This is a genomic window from Pirellulaceae bacterium, from assembly GCA_029243025.1.
Lineage (GTDB): Bacteria > Planctomycetota > Planctomycetia > Pirellulales > Pirellulaceae.
In genome coordinates this window covers 380090-398483 of record JAQWSU010000045.1, presented here as the reverse complement: position 1 = coordinate 398483, position 18394 = coordinate 380090, and the positions used below count along the sequence as shown (strand labels likewise).

The following is an 18394-nucleotide window of genomic DNA, read 5'->3' as shown; positions in this document are numbered from 1 at the left end:
GGTTCTATATTTTCCGTGATCGGTAAACTCTGCCAGCAGTGTCGTGGCGGGGGCCCCAACTATCTCTTGGGGACATAAGTAACTTCTCCTCCGGCGATCCGCCGTCGAGTCGGGTGGAGTAAGGTATCGACGGCGAGCCAATTGGTTAATGTTTGTTACTTACTGGAGGGAATTTGCGATGAATCGCACACTAGGTTTCGGATTGGCATTGTTTTTTGCCATCCTAAGTATTGCTGTTTTGGGGAATGGTACAGAAGCAACGGCTGGTAGTGATTGTGGTGGATGTCACGCCGACTCGGGCTGCAATGGTGGCTGTGGTGGTTGGTTCAAGCACCGCAATCGTTGCCATGGCGGTTTGTTCCGTCACCTGCGAGGTTGTCACTCGAGCTGCAGTGGTTCGAACTGCAGCGGTTCGAGCTGTCACAGCTCTGATGACTGTCACAGTTCCAAAGATTGTGGCGGTTGCCATTCACGTCGTTGCCACGGTGGACTGTTCGCTCGCCTGAAGGCACGTCGATGTCATGGCCGTTGCCATGGAAACAACGACTGCTGCGGCGTTGTTGAGACCAAATGCTGCGGTACGGCTGCCGATCACGGTTGCCACGGTGACGATGCACATCATCACGAAGCAGCACCTGCTAAAGAAGCTCCATCAGTACCTGATGCACCCGCTGAAGGTTCCGCTTCGAAGAAGTCGGACAGCAAAGTTGTCTATCGCTCGGTCGTCTACCGCAAATAGGCAATTTGGCCAAAACTCTCACTTTGAGAGCCTTGGTTAAAAAAACATGCTAATCTTGAAAGATCGGGCTTCCCGGAAGTCCGATCTTTTTTCGTGGGGGAATGAGATCTAGGGGGGGGTAACAGATGTCCGAATCATCTGAGAGGGTTGATGCGCGCAGCGCACCATCGCCGCCGAAAGTTTTGTCTCATCAGACACGCGGCATCGTTTCGCTTCTGATCATTGTGCATTTCATCTGTGTTCTAACGGTGGTGATGGGCAATCAATATGCATCCGAACTCCAGATTCGGATGGCTCGTGTTTTTGGTCCTTACAGCCGCTTCTTTTACTTGGATCCGCAGGTCATTTCGGGCTTCCACTTGACTCATGCGATGGAGTTCGAAGATGACCACTTTGTGGAAATTCAATTCAAGGATTCCAAAAGCAAGGTGCGTTATCCCGAACCCGGTAGTGATTGGTCCGGTTGGCGAGGTGGTCTCAGGCATCATCGTTGGAAAATGCTGACTCGCCGTTTGGCAATGAACGTGCAAAGTGAAAACGATCCGTATTTAGCGCAAGTTTGCCAGGCCGTTGGCCGAAACTTACTCCGGGAAGATCGCGATCGGATGGTCGTGACAATCACTCGTCGGATGCCCATCGAATTGGGCGGAGTCACGATCGCTGACGAGGGCGGCCCAAACGCCTACGAAACCATTTACGAGGCCGATGTCTGGGTGGCCGATTCTGGGCAGGTGATGGTTCATAAAAAGGTGGATGCAGGGGAGGCGGCTCCGTTGGATGCCGGTTCATAATGAACAGTGCAAAGTCATATTTTGGCGGCTTGAGCGGTTATGTGAGTGGTGGTTGGAATCGTTTTTGGTTTGAGCCAAGTGATGTATTTGATCTGTGTGTCTTGCGAGTTCTTGTTGGCGCAATGGCGTTGATTTGGCAGGTCTCGTTCACTGCCGATTTGACGACTTGGTTCGCAGCTGATGGTTGGCTCAACGATGCAGTGGCCAGTGGATTGTTGGCCGATACAACAGGTTATAACTACTCTTATTTGCGTTTCGATAATCATCCCACCGTGCTTTGGATCGCTCAATGGCTAGGTAGTTGTGTGCTGTTCGCGTTTATGATTGGGCTGTGGACTCGATTTACCGCAATAGGAGCGTTGGTTGTAATGCTCTCCTACGCGCACCGGGCGCTGATTCTGGCCGGGCCAGCTGAGCCGGTTCTGACGATGCTCGTCTTCTATTTGTGTTTTGCTCCCGTGGGTGCCTATCTTTCGGTCGATGCTCGCTCGGGCAAGCGGGCTACCCTCCAGTTGACTTGGACTTGGTGGGCGACGTTGGCTCGCCGCTTAATCCAGGTTCATTTGATCATTGTCTATTTGGCGATGGCTCTGACTGCCCTGGGAAGCGAAACCTGGTGGAATGGTGATGCGATTTGGTGGATTTCCGCGCAGCCCGATAGTCGACTCGTTGATTTTACCTTCTTGCGAGAATACCCAATTCTTATAAATCTTTGGACACACACAGTCCTAATTGGTACATTCTTTTTCGTCGTTTGCGTTTGGAACGAATGGTTGCGGCCGTTGGCGATTGTGGTTTCCATTTTGATTTGGATCTCACTTGCTCTCGTGACGGGGAACCTTGCTCATTCGGCCGTAATGATCGTGGCGAATTTGTCCTTTGTGCCGAGTGACTTTTGGCGTTCGGTGCTGGGGCGTTCAGAATCCCAGGTAATCGGTTCGGAACTGGCAAATTGAAAAAAATCCAGCTTCGGCGGCGTGAATTTCTGGCGGCTTCGGCGGCCAGTTTTTGTGTGAACTCTTTGCGATCGGCGGCAATGGCAATTGAGCCGCTGAATCGGACTGAGCCGTATTTTAAATTCAGCTTAGCGGCCTATAGCTATCGAAAATTGCTGAAAAGGGCCTCACCAAAGTTCAGTCTATTCGACTTTGTTGATGATTGTGCCAGCTTCGGCCTGCAGGGTACGGAGCTCACCTCTTACTATTTCCCTTTGGAAATAACAGACGATTATCTCCGACGGTTGAAACGCCATTGTTTTCGACTTGGCTTGGGGGTGTCGGGGACAGCGGTCCGGAATGACTTTGGACGAGCTCCTGGGCCAGAGCGTGATCGCGAAATCGCCCACGTGAAACGGTGGGTTAATTATGCCGAGATTCTAGGGGCTCCCGTGATTCGCATTTTTGCAGGTCACGCGCATGAGGGGCATTCCTCAACCAGAACGCATGAGTTGATCGTTGATGGAATCCGTGAATGCTGCCAGTATGCTGGCCAGTACGGCGTCCATTTGGCACTCGAAAATCATGGTGGACCCACCGCCACCGCGAGTGGCTTACTTGGGTTTGTGAAGGATGTGGATAGCCCCTGGTTCGGTGTAAACCTTGACACGGGTAATTTTCATTCTGCTGACATCTATGGCGATCTCGCACGTGTCGCTCCTTACGCGATTAACGTGCAAGTTAAAGTGGTGATGGCCGGACCCGATCAGGTAAAGCATCCTGTAAACTACGCTCGTCTTGCCCAACTTCTCAAAGTCGCAAACTATCGTGGCTACGTGGCGCTCGAATACGAAGAGTCGGGTAATCCGCGGTTAGAGTGCCGAAACGCGCTACGCGATCTGCGAGCCGCTTTTTCTTGATATTCGGTTCCCTTTCGAAGGCATCGAGACTCTGCTCGTTCGGTGTCAACAGGGGACGTGACCGGATAGATGACTACCCATTTTACCGACTGGAACGGTGGCGACAGACGGTACTGGCATTCCGGATTATTTTCTGTATAGTCTTGGGTTCGCAGTGTGGGCTTTTGATTGACACAAATTGATACAAGACGAGTCAGGTTAAATGTTTTAGGGTGGGCCTCATGTTGTTAGTGGCAATCGTTTACGCATTGGTTGGGTCGCTGGTAACCGGATTTCTCTTTGCTCTTTTTCCACCTGTCTCTGGTTATCGGCCAAGCCGATCGATGACCATCCTGGCAGCCTTCACCTTTGTTTTGCTCTGGCCCTTTCTTGGGCTGATGGCGATGGGCTATTTGATCGGGCGAGTGAGTCGTCAGAGTCGCAGCGAAAATCCTGGCCCCCCGCGACCCACTCTGAACATGCAGAGGCGATTTCTGTATGACGAGAGCCATCTGCAGAACTAGCGGACTTTCTTACTCATTGATTGCTCTTGCCGATCAATTTTTTGAGTTGCAACCATGTGAGCGTGTTCGCCACGTCATGCTTCGTCAGGCCACCGCGGCGAGCTTGTTTGAGTCCATATCGCATGACGCTGAGCCCTTCGACACTATGTGCATCGGTGTTGATGACGATTGGAATACCAAGACGTTTTGCGTGAGCACAATGGATTTCGTTCAAATCGAGTCGTCTGGGATTGGCGTTCAGTTCCAGCAACTTTCCGTGTTCTTTGGTAGCCGTCATCACCGCATCTAGATCGACATCGTAGGCCTCGCGACGGTTGAGAAGCCTCCCCGTTGGGTGAGCGATTGCGGAGACATACGGATTTTGGATAGCGCCAATCAGTCGATCCGTGATCTGCTGTCGAGACTGCTTTTGGCCGTAGTGGATGCTGGCAAGTACCCAATCTGCTTGACTGAGCACCTCATCCGGAAGATCCATGCCGCCTCGTTCAAGAATGTCACATTCGATTCCTTTTAAAATCGTAAATGCCTTTCCCTCCTTTTGGTTCATCGCGTCGATTGCAACCCACTGCTCAAGGAGTCGCTGTGGGTCGAGTCCATTTGCCATGGAAACTCGCTGAGAATGATCGGTGATCGCGATGTACTTGAGTCCTTGTGCTTTGGCTGCTGTGACCATTTCTGAAAGCGTCGCTTTTCCGTCGGTTGCATTGGTATGCATGTGTAAGTCGCCGCGAATATCGGAAAGTTCGATCAATTCAGGTAATGCTTCCTGGTCGCTTTCAAATTCAATTCTCGCTTCCCGCAGTTCAGGGGGAATCCAAATGAGGTCTAAGGCGCCGTAAACTTCTGCTTCAGTTTCCCCTGCCACGTATTTGTTAGTCTTGACTTCGTAGACACCGTATTCGTTTATTTTGAGTCCTTTCTTTTTGGCGAGACCTCTGAGGGCAACGTTATGTTCCTTGGAGCCGGTGAAGTATTGGATCGCTGCTCCGAATGAAGTGCGGGGAACGACTCGTAAATCAATCTGAAAACCGGAATCCAGACGCACGGACATTTTTGTTTCACCACGCACGCTGACGGTATTGATCTCTGGAAATTCGGCGAATCGGTCCATGATGTGTTGGGAATCTTGAGCCACAACGAGAAGATCGAGGTCACCGACGGTTTCTTTTCCGCGACGATAACTGCCGGCCAGCGACATTTCTTCGATCTTCGAATTCACGTGCATATGATTCAGCAATGCGTTCGCGATCGTATCCGCTTCGGACCAAAGGATTCGTTGGTTTGCCGCGTTGGCGATCGCCAAACCACTGAGAATCGCCTGCTCAGTTTTGGCTCCAAATCCCTTGAGGTTGCGGACTTGTTCTGACTCGCAGGCTGATTTGAGATCGTCGAGAGTTGTGACATTCAATTCCTGGTAAACGGCCGCCGCTTTTTTGGGACCCAAGCCCGGAACGCGAAGTAAATCCAGAACGGTTCGTGGGATGTCCTCGAGTAACTCATCGAGCAAAGGTATCTTGCCGGTCTCGACAAACGTTTCGCATTTGGCGGCCAGATCCTTTCCGATACCGTCAATGTCGGTCAATTTGCGTTCGCTGTCGTTCAGGATCGTGGAGATGGGCTCCGAAAGATCGCCAATAGTTCGAGCACCTCGTCGGTAGGCGCGTACCCGAAAAGGGTTCGCCGATTTAAACTCGAGTAAGTCGGCAATTTGGTCGAAAGTATTTGCGATTTTAACGTTGTTCATGGTTTTCCATATCAATTTATGCGTCAGATGTGGAGTTCAATGATGTCTTTGTCGTGCAGGACATAGTCGCCTTTGACGGTCGTACCATGATGGACTGCCGAGCCCCACACTCTCGCAAATTTTAATCGAGTTGCAAAGTCGTGGTGGATCATGGCTGCCACGTCCGCGAGAGTTCCCCCACGCTGAATCGTGTAGGGATTGTCAAAGTCCGGTTCCCGCTTCGTTGGATGTTTTGTATAGACGCGAACGATATCTAAAGTGCGGTAGATTGACTGCTTGAGTTCGTGAAGACCAACCTGGGTTTGGGCGGACACGGGGAAGGTTTTCAGGCCAAGCTCCAATAGTTCGGACAGGAAGTTCAACCGTGCAGGGGCCCCGTCCGCGTCGATCTTGTTGCCAACGAGAAAGCATTGCGTGAAAGATTGTCCAATGTCTTCGACATCCAGATAAGAGCGACTTGCCAATCGAGTTTTTGTCCCGTCTAAACGGTCCCAAACTTCCTGGCATTGCTCGATTCCGTCATCACTGGCAAGGTCAACCACGAGCAAGGCCAGATCGGAACCTCGAATGAGCCCTTGTAGATAGGGTTCAAGGAAATCCGTTGTAATTGGCGGAGTATCGATGAGCTGAATTTGAATGTCGTCCCAAGGCATCATTCCCGGGATCGGGTCGCGCGTTGTGAATGGGTAGGTGGCCACTTCTGGAGTCGCACGCGTCAAGGAGCAGAGTAATTGACTCTTTCCTGAATTTGGGCTGCCGAGCAGGATCACACGTCCCGCGCCTTGTCGAGGGATACGGACTCCGTAACCTTTTTTGCTGCTCTTGGCAGCTTCCGCATCGAGTTTGGCCTTGCTGATTCTTTGTTTCAAATCAGCTTGTAATTTGTCGGTGCCCTTGTGCTTTGGAAGTTCGCGAAGCATCACTTGGAGACAGCGGAACTCATCGTCTGGCGAGCAAGCACGACGATAATCTTGTTCCGCTTTGTGGTACTTCTGTGTTAGATTTGCGGGCATGGGAGTGACATCAACCGGCTGGCATCGATTGCGAATCAACCGTGATTATCATGGACCGACTGGAAGCCTGCCAGGACCTTTCTAGCATAAAAAAAACCGCGAACCCCGGTGAGGAGTTCGCGGTGGACTGTGGGTCAGTCGCGGCCTACTTGGTGGCGTCTCAGCGTCGCCAATTTTTCTTATCGGTGGGCAGATCGCCAGCCTGAAGTGTCCCATTGCGGAGATTGCTCGGGAGTTTGAAGCCGATGACGATCGAGCCGCCGAGGTGTTGTCGATTTCCAGTCATCATTGACCGCTGGCGACACATTGTGGCTCACTTGTTGTTCTGACCACTGAATTCGATTCGAAGCCCATTCTGTCGGAATGGGACGAATTAGGGCCGTGTTTGAGCGAGGTTGGTTGAGCACTGGAGGTACCGGCTCACGCGCCTCGGAAGGTTGGATGTTGATTTTCGGGATTGGGCGGATGTCGAGATCGGTGGTCGTTGGTGGCGATCTCGTGACATTTGGCTCCGTGGGCTCGCTGGTCCAGGTTGACTGAGCGGAACTTGTCGGTGGAGCTGGACTCGTGGATGGAGCGGAATTCGGTATTCTTCGGTTGAACGGATCGGCTGCCGAAATCGACGAAGACTCTGACTGCAGTGGTGTGATGTTGCTCGGAGTAATCGAGAAACGGTTGTTTGCTACCGTGGAAGGAACGCGTTGGATTGAGCTGAAGTCAGCAGCTTGTGGATCAATCCGCGGCCGATCGTCTGCCGGATCGGTCGTTGTCGGTGGCGGAGCAGGGTAGCCACCATTGGTTGCGGCAGGGCTGGGAACGGCTGGTTGTACTGGCTCCCAGGGAGACGCGCCAGGCAGATCCGAGGTGGTTGGAAGACCGCCTGTCGAAGGCGTAAATGCCGGTTGTGATGCAGCTGGAGACTGGTAATAAGGCGTCGCCGTTGCTGGCGGAGCGACCGTTGTTTGGCAGGAATTGCATCCGGAAGTGCCGTTTGTAACCGGGACTTGCGTGTAGACCGGCCGAAACGACGTATAGGGTACACGTCGAGCCTGGTAGGTGTAGGACGTGCACGGTTGTGTGCAAGTCATTGGCAGGCCGCTTGAGGGGTTGTAACTGACCGTTCTGCGGTAAGTTGTGACCGGAACCGGTTGCCAGACCGTGCGATAAGCCACTTGTGGAACGTAACGTAGGACGGTCTGTTCGCAGTAGGCCGCTCCGCAGGACGCGCCAGCCGGTGCGGCTGTTGCCGGTGGGTAATACGAAGTGGTGGGTTCACGGCGCCGAAACCAGTCAAGGAAGCAAGCTTTTGCCTCGCCCGGAATCATCAGGCTGGTCGCCGTTAGTGCAGAGATGACTACCCATCTTTTAATGGATTCACGGTCCATTTGAGTATGCTCCGAAACCTATTCCTGTTTTCTACAAAGGTTCACAGTCGAATTCAGCAGCCATGGCTGGATCTCGGTTGTGAAGAGCATCACAAGAAGGCTGCCGTGTTCAGCAGCTTCCCCCCCCGGGGATACCTCATGTGTTACACCGCTCGATGAATCCTAGGACACGAAGATCATTCAGTAAAGAAAAACGCTATTGAATTGAGCAGTTTGATGCGAGCAGCATGTCGCTGATAGCAGTCATTAAAACGGGATCAATTACGCCGGTTAGTTCGCTTTAACCAGATGACCGGACTACGAAAACGGCGAGAGTTACCCAGTGAATTTGAGTGACTGCATTGCTGGCTGACATTTGGTTTCGATTTGGGCTTAATGCGTTATCCAAGGCGACGCGTTTGCCGATGTCGATCTTGGTAAAGGTCGTAGAGAGCGAAGAGAGTTTCCCGGACGTTGCCCTGACATTGCTGGTAAGCGCAAGTGACGTCTGCTGGACTAATCTGCGAATCATGAGAGACCAGTTGACGGACAATTTTCTGTGTGAGTTCGATTGAAGTGCTTGTGCGGAATATGACAGGCAAGCTGACTTCACGGTGCGTGGTGACGAGTAATCCACACTTTTTCTGCTGCGTGAGAATTCGGAGTCGACTTCGGGCGACCCAGTTCAGCTGTTCGTAACCATCGATGACGATCAATGTTTTTGCGGACCAAGCTGTTGCGTCTTTCCACTGAAAAGGGAGCCGCCGCTCGCGATCATGCAGGCTGAATTGTGCAACCTGACGATCTCGTTGCTGACAGGCTGGGAGGAGTGCCTGTAGGAGAGTTGTTTTTCCCGAACCGTGCGGGCCGATGATTTGGCCACGCCAATGGTTTTGCTGAAGTGCCTTCACTACCGTCGAGCAGGAGTAGGCATCATCGAAGAGGTAGTTCATTGCCTCGGGACGAATTCTTCGGGTGCGGAACGGATTGCGCGGAGTTCTTAGCATGATCTGGGATTCAGCCGTTTGGGCTTTCGACATCACCCAGTTGAAATGGCAGTTCGAAGGAACTCTGTTTTCCAAGTTTTAGAAAGGCTCTCACGCGAACACACCAGCGGATTTGGATTAATTCACCGTCGAACGAGAGTGGGCTGTTGGGCAAAATCGTTTGAAATCGGCGCCATTTCCGCAGATCTTCTTCGGTTTCTGTAGGAACGCGGCGCTCAAAGTAATGCACGCCCATGTCCTCGTCGCCTTTGCCCTCGGTATACCACAGCACAGAAGCTTCGACGGCTTGGATATCGCTCGCTTCGACCGCATCGATTTGGTAATCGCAGGCAATTGTGTCGCCCGGATTGAGAAACGGTCGATCGTCCTGAATCTGGATGCTGATTAATGGCTCCATCATGGGACCGGTTGTCCTCAGATTTCCAAGATCGACGGTGATGGAGATACAACCAACGGAAATACGCGTTCATACTTTGGCCACTTTTCGACCGTGCCACGAACAACGAGTCGCCATTGAACCGCGTTGTGTTCTGACTGAAACGAGTGCATGATCCGTTTCGGAAACGTTAATTCGCAATCGTGCTCATACGGTATGCTGGGCATAATCTCAAAACTGCCGTGGCTGAACACTTGATGTTCATGAATTAATCGTCGTTCAGTTCGCGTATCCGTGCCTTGTCGGTAAGTTGCTTCTTCGTAACAGGCCAAAATCAAGGAGAACGATTTTACCGAAAGCCGACCGGCCTGGGTGAGATAAACCCGATAGGATCCACCCGGATTAATTGGGTGGTCGGAAATTTCCAGGCTGGTAGGACCAATGGCTGTTGCAACGAGCAGGTGACGAAACAGGGAATAGAGCGAAATGATCCCGATTCCGGCGAATGGCAGGATAAGTGCATCCAAGTACCAGTCGGGTTCACCCCCGAGAGTTAGGTGTTTGCGGAACGCCAGAACAACCAATACCGAGACCATCCCGTTCCAGAGCAAGCTGAAGAGACCGATTACCAGCAATTGCCATCCAGGAGAGGATGTAATCGGGAGTCGGTACGAGAGCTTGATGCCGGGACTGTTCCGGAGGTTAACGTCCCGAGGCACATTCGGGAATTCTTTGGGGGAGGGTAGGGTTTCGGCAAGAAGATCAATGTCGGTCGCTCGTTTTGCTAATGCACGACGACGTTCTGCCGTCGTGCCGACCATTAGAATCGTGTAAATGGTGCCACCCGCTCCGACCAGGACCATTGAGGCCAAAACCATCATGATCAGCCAGTCCCAACCGCCCCAGGAAGAGCCGTCTTCGATCGGAATTGGCTCACCAGTCACGAGAGTTGCGAGTGAGATGGATCCGAAAAGAAAAAGCGCAGCAAAAAAAAACGCCTCGCCCGCTGTTCCCCATAACTTGGAGCCCGTGCGACGGTCGCCTCGTTTTTTTTCCCAGAGCCGAAAACGGCGAGCGAGTTTAGCTGGTTTCAAAGGTCTTGATCTTTGAGGGGCCTTTTCGCGAAATAACAAGTCTTCGGCGGTTCCGTTTCAGTTTGCAGGGTCGAATTCATCAGTTCGATCCGGCTACAATGAAGCTGTACCAGAACTGCTCATCCAGATCGGCATTGTACCCCAGTAGGCGGGGATTAACGCAATGCCCGTCTGCGAGAAGAAAGGGGAAACATTTGACGATTGCCAAAGTAAAGCAGAGATCTAGCGGTGAAATGGTATCAATACTAGTCCTTCTGCTGACTAGCCTAGGAGGCCAATTGGGGCTGTCGCCAGCCAGAGGGGCCGATTGGCCGCAGATTCACGGACTCCATCGAAACGGTGTCGCCGCCGATGAGCCAATCGTGAGCGAGCCGAGGCAAAGTTGGCGTTTCCCAGTGGGGCAGGGGTACGCGGGGCCTGCGGTTGTCGATTCTGTCGTCTATTTGTTCCATCGAGTCGACGATGTGGAGCGTTTGGATGCACTGGATCTGGAAACAGGCAAACGTCTTTGGAAGGTTGATTTTGAGGCCACCTATCGAGGTGGTATCAATCCGGATGCGGGACCGCGATGCGTTCCTCTGGTTCACCAGGATCGGGTTATCTTGTTTGGGGCTGCCGGTGTGGCCCATGCTGTCGATCGCAAGACGGGAGCCAAATTGTGGACTCGCGACTTGTACGGCGATTACGGCGCTCAGGAAGGTTATTTCGGTGCGGGTAGCAGCCCGATTGCTGTCGATGATCGAGTGTTGTTTAACGTTGGGGGCCGACCGTCGGCGGGTCTTGTCGCGTTGTCGTTGAGCAATGGGAAAACGCTGTGGCATGCGACTGATGAGGGGGCGAGTTATTCGTCACCTACCGTGGCTTCCGTTCGTGGAAACCCATCCGTCGTGTTCGTGACTCGCTACAATGCGGTGGCCATCAACCCGCAGAACGGTAAACTCGCTTTCCGATTTCCGTTTGGACGTCGCGGTCCAACGGTAAATGCGGCCACGCCGATCGTGATTAAAGATCGACTGTTCCTGACATCGAGTTACCAAGTGGGTGCCGCCTTGTTGAATTTGCGGTCACCGGAACGATCGATCTGGGAAAACGATCGTTCCATGTCAAGCCAATACAATACGCCGGTTGCTAAAGCTGATTTTTTATATGGAATTCATGGACGCGAGGATTTGGGGTCGGCCGATTTGCGATGTATTGAGATTGGGACTGGACGTGTGATCTGGTCGCAGCCGGATTTCGGTGTTGCGAATCTGATTTTGGTTGGTGAGCGACTGTTGGCAATGACGAACGAAGGTGAGTTGATCATTGCCAAGGCAAGCCCGTCGCAGTATAGCGAGATCAGTCGTCATCGCGTCTCCCCGCATAGTACCCGAGCCTTGCCCGCTTTGAGTCACGGCAGACTGCTGGTGCGTGATAATCAAGGCGACAAGGGGGAGCTGATTTGCTTGGACATGCGACCGTGAACCACGCTACCAAGCTTTGCCGTCCGCTCGCGTACCGCAGATGGCAACCTCCAGGCCCAACTCAGCCGCCATGGCAGCTTTGACGAGCATCGCCTGATCCGCCTGCTTGGCGTCATGAGCATAAGCCACTTGGATATGATTACTCTTGTGCCGTGCCATCATTTGATCGCGACTGACGCCGTAAGTCACGGCATGCAGTATCGGCCATTGCGACGTGGTGGCTGCCCAACGTCGCTGAGTTTCTTTCTCGGGTAACTCGATCGCTTTGGCCCGTCCAAGATCCATTTTTAGTTTGCCGGATTCGACAAAGATCCGTGACCAGACAATTTCCCCTGGTTTTGAGATGCCCTTCAGGGTGCCGCCGCCGTTGGGGAAATACATTGCCGGTTGTCGCTCGCTTGAGGCACCTTTCCATCCTCCTGGGAAGTGTTCCGGCGGCGCGGATCCACTGATTAAGAATACCCAGACATACTCATCGGTTGTGCCAGAAGCGTCGCGATCGCCCCAGCGCAGGTCATGAAGGGTATTTTCGGGAGGTTGTCCCAGGGAACGATGCACGCGATGTGTCATCAATCCATCCAGGCCAGCACATTCGTCAACTTCGTTGAAGTGAGGAAGGGGCTCTCCCGCGTATAAAATCTTTGAGCCGTCTCGTGCTTTCACCGGTGGACGCTTCGTGTTATTTAATGTGCCTTCCGCCAAATCACTAGCAGGTAGCAGATCCTTCAGTCCCTGCTGGTATTGAATGCCGATTGTGTCGCAGCCGAAGTCGTCGGCGATTCGCAGGGCAGCAACGTACATTTTGCATTGTGTGCGGATCTGTTTGTCCGTCAGGTCGGTTGCGTGTTTGCGGCCAGTGTGAAACGTCATGCCGCGTTTCTCCATCCAGCTTCGTACCTCGTCCGCTTCCTGGTTGCTGACTTGATTCGTTTCGTAGAACAGAGCCGATTGACTCAAGCGTTCTTTGAAGACGCCCGTTGGATTCAAAAGGTGGTCGGGGATGATCGCATTGAACATGCCCATACAACCTTCATCGAAGACGCCCATAATTGCCTTGTCGGTTTTCAATTGCGAGGCGAGAGCGGACCCAAGTCGCTGTAGTTTGGCGGGTATCTTGATGCGCGACAGACGCTTGGCATGCGAAGTTGGATGGCTGATTTTCCCCGTCTCGAGCCAGCGATTAAGTTTTTGTCGGAAGTGGGAGGCCTGGAAATCCTCGGCCCACAGGGTGGAGTATTTGACACCCGCTTTGGTTAATGAGCCATTCAGGTTCAACATGCCGACCAAGCCGGGCCAAGTTCCCGACCAATTCGCTAGCGTGAGAATCGGTCCTTCATGCGTACAAAGTCCGGGAAGAACGTGATGTGAGTATTGCCAGACCGCTTCGGCAACAATCAGTGGCGCCTGCGGATCGATTCCTGCAAACACGTCCATGCCCTCGCGTTGAGATGCAATGAATCCGTGTTTTTGGGCGTTCTGGTAGGAGTGAGCTCGGACCACCCGGTAGCCATGATCCTTCACTGCCTCAAATAACGCTTTTTCCATTTCTTTTTGCGCTGGCCAGCAAACTTGATTTGCCGAAAGGCGCAGGTCACCGCTGGCGATGAGCAGCACATCCTTTTTACCAGCTCGAGTTGGTCGTTTGCGTTGGGGGGTCTTTAAGGTCATCGCGATTTTCGTTCCTCTCTCAACAAGCGAACCTGCAGTGACATGAAAAACGCCGCCTCATAGGGGTGCTCGCTGATCATGCGGTGGCGACATTCACGTAGACTTTCAACGCGTCTTTGTCTTCTACAAGCAATCGCATCAAGTCTTTGTAGTTATCTAAACCATCAACGGGTGTTGTCAGGATTTTTTCTGTGACTCCGGGATACATCGCTTCGCCCAGAGCTAAATCGCGAATCCCGGCTTCGAAGTGTTCGCGATTCGCATTCACCGAACCAAGTAGAAGCTTGTTTCCGAGGACAAATTCGATGTTGAGTTGATCCGCTGGTACTTGGACCTGCTTGTCTCCGCCGGTCACACTGTGCCAAACAAGAACTCCGTTGTGCCCCAAAACCTTCATGCTTTCAAAGGCAATCCAACTGCTCCCAGTTGCCTCGACAATCAGGTCTGCTTTGCCTACTTCGCTGGCCAGTTGAGCGATTGATTGATCTTTGGTACTCACGTAAGTGGCACCGTACCCCTCCACGATTTCAGCGTTTAGACGAGGTGCGGGGCGACGGGCGAGTGTATAAACCTCGAGCCCCTTCAGACGCAGAATCAAGGTCGCGAGCAGGCCGATCTGGCCGGCCCCCATCACATAGGCAATTTTGGGACGCCAGACTTTCATGCGGCGCTGAACTTCAAAAGCTTGTTGAATCGCCTTGGCGGCACAGCTCATTGGCTCCATTAAGACGTGGAGGTGCTTGAGCCCGCCAGGGACGCGAACGATGTAATCTTCCCCGTCAACAAAGTATTCCGTCAGATAACCATGAAGGAGATTGATGCCGCGTTCGTAGTAGATTTCTTCACTCGTCATGTCGTAGGTGCCGATCTGATCATAGATCGATCCACCAGGCCGTCGCACGGTTGCCGTGACGTAATCGCCTGGCTTGACAGAGGTGACGTTTGGCCCCACTGCCTCCACGATGCCAAAACATTCGTGACCGATGATCAGAAATTCGTCGTCCTGAGGCGAATTTCCGTAAAGGGCATCGTTGATTTCTCGATCCGTCGCATCCACACCCACTTTGAGTGTTTTGACCAGAACGCCTTTTCCATCCGGGTACTGATCGACATGGGGAACGTCAATCTCTTCGAGGTGAACGCTATTTGGCTTGCCTGGGGTAACGGCAACTGCTTTCATTTTCTAACCTTCAATCGAGATTGAAATCACAGGGGAGTGGACCGGCGGATGTTTTGCCGTCGTGGGGAACCTCATATGGTAGCGATCTGACCGCGGAATTTCGAGTGGCAGGGAGCTCAAGTTGAATTTGTTCGGCCCGCAAGCGGCTGTCGCATGGAAATTGGCACTTGAGAGGCCGATTCCGAGGCTTGTATAATGAGTCCAATCGATTGCTGAAATGCACTCCTGGACGCCCGATTCGAGTCAAATCCCCTTTCGCCTCGCGCCGCACACCGGCTTAAACGCGGCTCTTCATGCAACATTCGAAATTGCGAAGGCAAATTGCTTGGGAAGCCGCTCGCCTGCTCTACGATCGCCAGGAGTCGGAGTATTATCGTGCCAAGATGAAAGCGGCTCGGCAGGTTTGTCGAGGCTGGGTAAAACCGGCTGATTTGCCTAGCAATGCCGAAATCCGCGATCAGGTTCAATTGTTTGCTAGGGTTTTTGAGGGGGACCAACGGACCCATTGTCTTCGCGAGATGCGAATCGAAGCCTTGCGAATCATGTTGGTTATCGCACGCTTTCGCCCTCGTTTAATCGGTAGCGTTCTCACCGGTCACATCCGCCACGGTTCTGATATCGACCTCCACGTGTTTTCCGATAGTGCCGAGGCGGTTGCCCTCTGTTTGCAGGATGAGGGTTGGGTCCTCGAGATTGAACGGAAAACAGTGCGAAAGCAGGGGCAAACACGCCTTTTTACTCACATCCACCTGCAGGACAAATATCCCGTTGAACTGACGGTCTATCCCGCCAATCGGGCTCATTATGTGTTCAAGAGTTCTATTACTGGTAAGGGAATCGAGCGGGCCAGCGTGGCAGAATTCAAAACGTTTTTGGCCACGGAGTATCCCGAACTCGATTTGCAACGGGCGCTATCGGAGGCGAGCGAGCAAGTGGATCGTTTTCAGCTCTACGAGTCGTTGTTGCTGCCGCTCGAAAATGTGAAGCAAAGTCGAAAGTATCACCCCGAAGGGGACGCGCTTTATCACAGCTTGCAAGTGTTTGATTTGGCTTGTGACGAACTCCCCTACGACGAAGAGTTTTTGCTGGCCGCATTGTTGCATGATGTGGGGAAGGCTGTGGACAGCGAGCAACATGTGGAGGCGGGACTCGAATCGTTGGAAGGTTTTATCACCGAACGTACGGCATGGCTGATTGCGCACCACATGGATGCTAACGCGATTCGTGACGGCACGTTGGGTGCTAGAGCGCAACGGCGGTTGAGGGAGTCCGAGAGCTTCGAGGAGTTGATGCTTTTGTCTCAGTGCGATCGGGACGGTCGCCAGGTGGGAGTCCCTGCCTCTGAGTTGGATGCGGCGCTTGAATATCTGCGTGAGCTCTCGCGGATGTGTGGCGGCTAATCCGTAGCAGTTAATTGGAGAGATTTACCTGTTTGACAAGTTGCTGGTCGATGATGGTGACGATTTCAGCTGCGACAGCTGACTTGGCCCCGGCGATTGCCCGGACAACATTACCGGCGGGATTCAGGATTTCCACACGTGTTTCGGGGGAGTTCATCGCCTCCGGCGAATTTAACACAATCAGGTCGCAACTCTTTTCTTCGAGCTTGCGAATTGCACGGAAGCGGTGGTCATCCGTCTCGAGTGCGAATCCAACGACCCATTGGTCTGATCGCTTGCGAGCTCCTAGAGTTGCTACCACATCGGGTGTCTCGATCAATTGCAACGTCAAGGGTTCCCCCGTTTTTGAGATCTTTTGTGCTTCGACCTTGGTGGGGCGATAGTCACACGGGGCGGCCACACCGATTGCACCATCGCAGGATTCGAAAAGATGCTTGGCCGCATCGAGCATTTCTTCGGTGGAAACAATCGGAACGACTTCCATGCCTTTGTCGTATTCGACCTCAACCGGCCCGCTGATGACGATGACTTCGTGTCCCGCGAGGGCCGCCGCATTGGCGAGAGCTTTTCCCATTCGTCCACTGGAGGCATTGGTCAAATAACGAACTGGGTCGAGATATTGTCGCGTTGGGCCAGAGGTGATAAGGATACGCGCCATGATTGGGGAGCTGGTCCGGTTGATAGTTGATAGGAGCCGAGAAGGGGGGGACTTCCGTCGATAATCGAACCTTATTGGCTGAGCAATTGGGTGATACGCTTGGCGATTTCGTTCGGGTCTGCCATGCGACCCGCCCCCGATTGACGGCAACTAAGCCAGCCTTCCTCAGGGTCGATGAAGTGAACACCATCCTGACGTAGTGTTTGGACATTGCGTTGCACGGCCGGACTTTGCCACATTTGATGATTCATCGCCGGGGCCAACACAACAGGTCCGGCAAAGCAGAGGTAAAGCGTCGAAAGAAGATCATCGCTTTGCCCTTGGGCGAGACGTGCCAGGCAATGCGCACTGGTCGGGGCGATGCACAACAGTTCATTTTCTCGAGCCAGCTCAATGTGGGCCCCTAAGGGGAACTGAGGGTCGAAGAGTTGCGTCGCGACGGGGCGACCGGTTAAGGCGGCAAATGTGGCTTGGCCGATGAATTCGAGCGAACTTCGAGTCATTACGACCGAAACATCACCACCCGCCTGGACCAGTTGACTAACTAGCCCAGCCGTTTTGTAAGCGGCAATTCCACCCGTGACGCCAACCAGTAGTCGCCGACCGTTCATTACAGATTCGTCGGGTCAAGGTCGGGTAAACCAGCCCCTTCTTCCGGCTCACCCGTGATGCGGATTTCGTTGGAGGCATCCAAGAAAATCTTGTCTTGAATGATTTCCTGAAGCACGATTTCCATTTTGTTTTGAGTGTCGACCTCGACCAGAGGGCGGCTGCCTGCGCTGAGTGCAACTAACCGTTTTTGAATCAACGTTGAAAGCTTGAACCGACCCCCAACTTTGTTGACGATACCTTCCTCTTTCAGTTCTTCGAGCATGGATACCTCTCTTTGGGATGGCAGGACGCAATAAATGCGTTTGAATTTAGATTAGGTGTGCGAACTTAACGCTTGACTGATCTTGGTGACTGTATCTTCAACCGATTCATTTACGATGTCGTAAGCATATTGAGTTTTGTAGGACCACTCGCGCGCCGCGACTTCGAGCCGACGTTGAATTGTCTTTTCCGATTCGGTCGCTCGACCGCGTAGGCGCTGTTCGAGTTCTGCAAGGCTGGAGGGTCGAATGAAGATTGAGATAGCACCCGGGAATTGGGCTTGAACGGATTGCATACCCTGAACGTCAATTTCTAAGAGTACCCATTTGCCCGCATCAAGGCTAGTAGTTACTTCACTTCGGAGCGTACCGTACCAGGATCCACTGCCGAATACCTCAAAACACTCCAGGAATTCCCCGGCAGATTTGCGTCGCTGAAACTCTTCGTCTGACATGAATTGGTAATCGATACCATCTTGCTCGTCGGGGCGAGCTGGTCGGGTGGTGGCTGAAACACTCAATTCCAGGGGTACGGCGCAGCTCTGAATGAGCCGTTTCACGACGGTCGTCTTTCCAGCCCCTGAGGGGCCGGAGACAATTACCACCTTTCCCGTAGCCATGCTTGAAACTCACGATTCGTTTGCGACGACGTGACGCTGATCAGCGA

General features: G+C 52.9%; 19 protein-coding genes. 7 read left to right on the top strand and 12 right to left on the bottom strand.

Translation table 11 applies throughout. The features are described from left to right. Positions 1–178: 178 nt before the first annotated feature. The 5 genes from P8N76_20490 to P8N76_20470 all read left to right on the top strand — a co-directional run bounded on the left by P8N76_20490 (position 179) and on the right by P8N76_20470 (position 3888). The gene (locus tag P8N76_20490) at positions 179–739 is read left to right on the top strand and encodes a hypothetical protein (protein ID MDG2384063.1); all 561 of its coding nucleotides are present in this window, start codon (positions 179–181) and stop codon (positions 737–739) included. A 125-nt stretch (positions 740–864) separates the two neighbouring features. Further along, positions 865–1530: a hypothetical protein gene (locus tag P8N76_20485; protein MDG2384062.1), complete on the top strand. Its 666-nt coding sequence runs from the start codon at positions 865–867 to the stop codon at positions 1528–1530. Next, the gene (locus tag P8N76_20480; GenBank protein ID MDG2384061.1) at positions 1530–2486 is read left to right on the top strand and encodes a hypothetical protein; all 957 of its coding nucleotides are present in this window, start codon (positions 1530–1532) and stop codon (positions 2484–2486) included. Before P8N76_20485 ends, P8N76_20480 begins: the two co-directional genes overlap by 1 nt. After that, complete coding sequence (locus P8N76_20475; GenBank protein ID MDG2384060.1) at positions 2483–3385, top strand: sugar phosphate isomerase/epimerase; 903 nt, start codon at positions 2483–2485, stop codon at positions 3383–3385. The genes P8N76_20480 and P8N76_20475 overlap by 4 nt, the downstream gene beginning before the upstream one ends. A 221-nt stretch (positions 3386–3606) precedes the next feature. Next, on the top strand, positions 3607–3888 hold the full coding sequence (locus P8N76_20470; GenBank protein MDG2384059.1) for a hypothetical protein: 282 nt from the start codon (positions 3607–3609) through the stop codon (positions 3886–3888). A gap of 13 nt (positions 3889–3901) precedes the next feature. Here P8N76_20470 and polX read toward each other — a convergent pair whose 3' ends face one another. From polX to P8N76_20440, 6 genes are all read right to left on the bottom strand, one after another. Next, positions 3902–5632 (bottom strand): DNA polymerase/3'-5' exonuclease PolX, encoded by a 1731-nt coding sequence (polX, locus tag P8N76_20465; protein MDG2384058.1) that lies wholly within the window; start codon positions 5630–5632, stop codon positions 3902–3904. Between the two features lie 23 nt (positions 5633–5655). Then, on the bottom strand, positions 5656–6645 hold the full coding sequence (locus P8N76_20460) for a 50S ribosome-binding GTPase (protein MDG2384057.1): 990 nt from the start codon (positions 6643–6645) through the stop codon (positions 5656–5658). A 179-nt stretch (positions 6646–6824) separates the two neighbouring features. Beyond that, positions 6825–8030, bottom strand: a complete 1206-nt coding sequence (locus P8N76_20455; protein MDG2384056.1) for a hypothetical protein — start codon at positions 8028–8030, stop codon at positions 6825–6827. Between the two features lie 380 nt (positions 8031–8410). Continuing rightward, positions 8411–9016: a hypothetical protein gene (locus P8N76_20450; protein MDG2384055.1), complete on the bottom strand. Its 606-nt coding sequence runs from the start codon at positions 9014–9016 to the stop codon at positions 8411–8413. A 10-nt stretch (positions 9017–9026) separates the two neighbouring features. Then, complete coding sequence (locus P8N76_20445; GenBank protein ID MDG2384054.1) at positions 9027–9416, bottom strand: hypothetical protein; 390 nt, start codon at positions 9414–9416, stop codon at positions 9027–9029. A gap of 14 nt (positions 9417–9430) precedes the next feature. Beyond that, a complete protein-coding gene (locus P8N76_20440; protein MDG2384053.1) occupies positions 9431–10486 on the bottom strand; it encodes a hypothetical protein in 1056 nt (351 codons plus the stop codon). 233 nt (positions 10487–10719) lie between these two features. On the opposite strand from P8N76_20440, the gene P8N76_20435 reads away from it, so the two are divergent. After that, on the top strand, positions 10720–11949 hold the full coding sequence (locus P8N76_20435; GenBank protein MDG2384052.1) for a PQQ-binding-like beta-propeller repeat protein: 1230 nt from the start codon (positions 10720–10722) through the stop codon (positions 11947–11949). A 6-nt stretch (positions 11950–11955) separates the two neighbouring features. Here the strand turns inward: P8N76_20435 and P8N76_20430 are convergent, their stop codons facing one another. Then, positions 11956–13617, bottom strand: a complete 1662-nt coding sequence (locus tag P8N76_20430; protein MDG2384051.1) for a fucose isomerase — start codon at positions 13615–13617, stop codon at positions 11956–11958. A gap of 76 nt (positions 13618–13693) precedes the next feature. Next, positions 13694–14797, bottom strand: a complete 1104-nt coding sequence (locus P8N76_20425; GenBank protein ID MDG2384050.1) for a glucose 1-dehydrogenase — start codon at positions 14795–14797, stop codon at positions 13694–13696. Positions 14798–15090: 293 nt separating this feature from the next. On the opposite strand from P8N76_20425, the gene P8N76_20420 reads away from it, so the two are divergent. Next, entirely contained in the window at positions 15091–16197 is a 1107-nt protein-coding gene (locus tag P8N76_20420; protein MDG2384049.1) for an HD domain-containing protein, read from the top strand. 10 nt (positions 16198–16207) lie between these two features. On the opposite strand, the gene P8N76_20415 is transcribed toward P8N76_20420, so the two are convergent. From P8N76_20415 to gmk, 4 genes are all read right to left on the bottom strand, one after another. Beyond that, positions 16208–16855, bottom strand: a complete 648-nt coding sequence (locus P8N76_20415; GenBank protein MDG2384048.1) for a phosphopantothenoylcysteine decarboxylase — start codon at positions 16853–16855, stop codon at positions 16208–16210. A gap of 71 nt (positions 16856–16926) precedes the next feature. After that, positions 16927–17466 (bottom strand): flavoprotein, encoded by a 540-nt coding sequence (locus tag P8N76_20410; GenBank protein ID MDG2384047.1) that lies wholly within the window; start codon positions 17464–17466, stop codon positions 16927–16929. Next, positions 17466–17729: a DNA-directed RNA polymerase subunit omega gene (locus P8N76_20405; protein MDG2384046.1), complete on the bottom strand. Its 264-nt coding sequence runs from the start codon at positions 17727–17729 to the stop codon at positions 17466–17468. The genes P8N76_20410 and P8N76_20405 overlap by 1 nt, the downstream gene beginning before the upstream one ends. A 51-nt stretch (positions 17730–17780) precedes the next feature. After that, positions 17781–18347: a guanylate kinase gene (gmk, locus tag P8N76_20400; protein MDG2384045.1), complete on the bottom strand. Its 567-nt coding sequence runs from the start codon at positions 18345–18347 to the stop codon at positions 17781–17783. Positions 18348–18394: the final 47 nt, after the last annotated feature.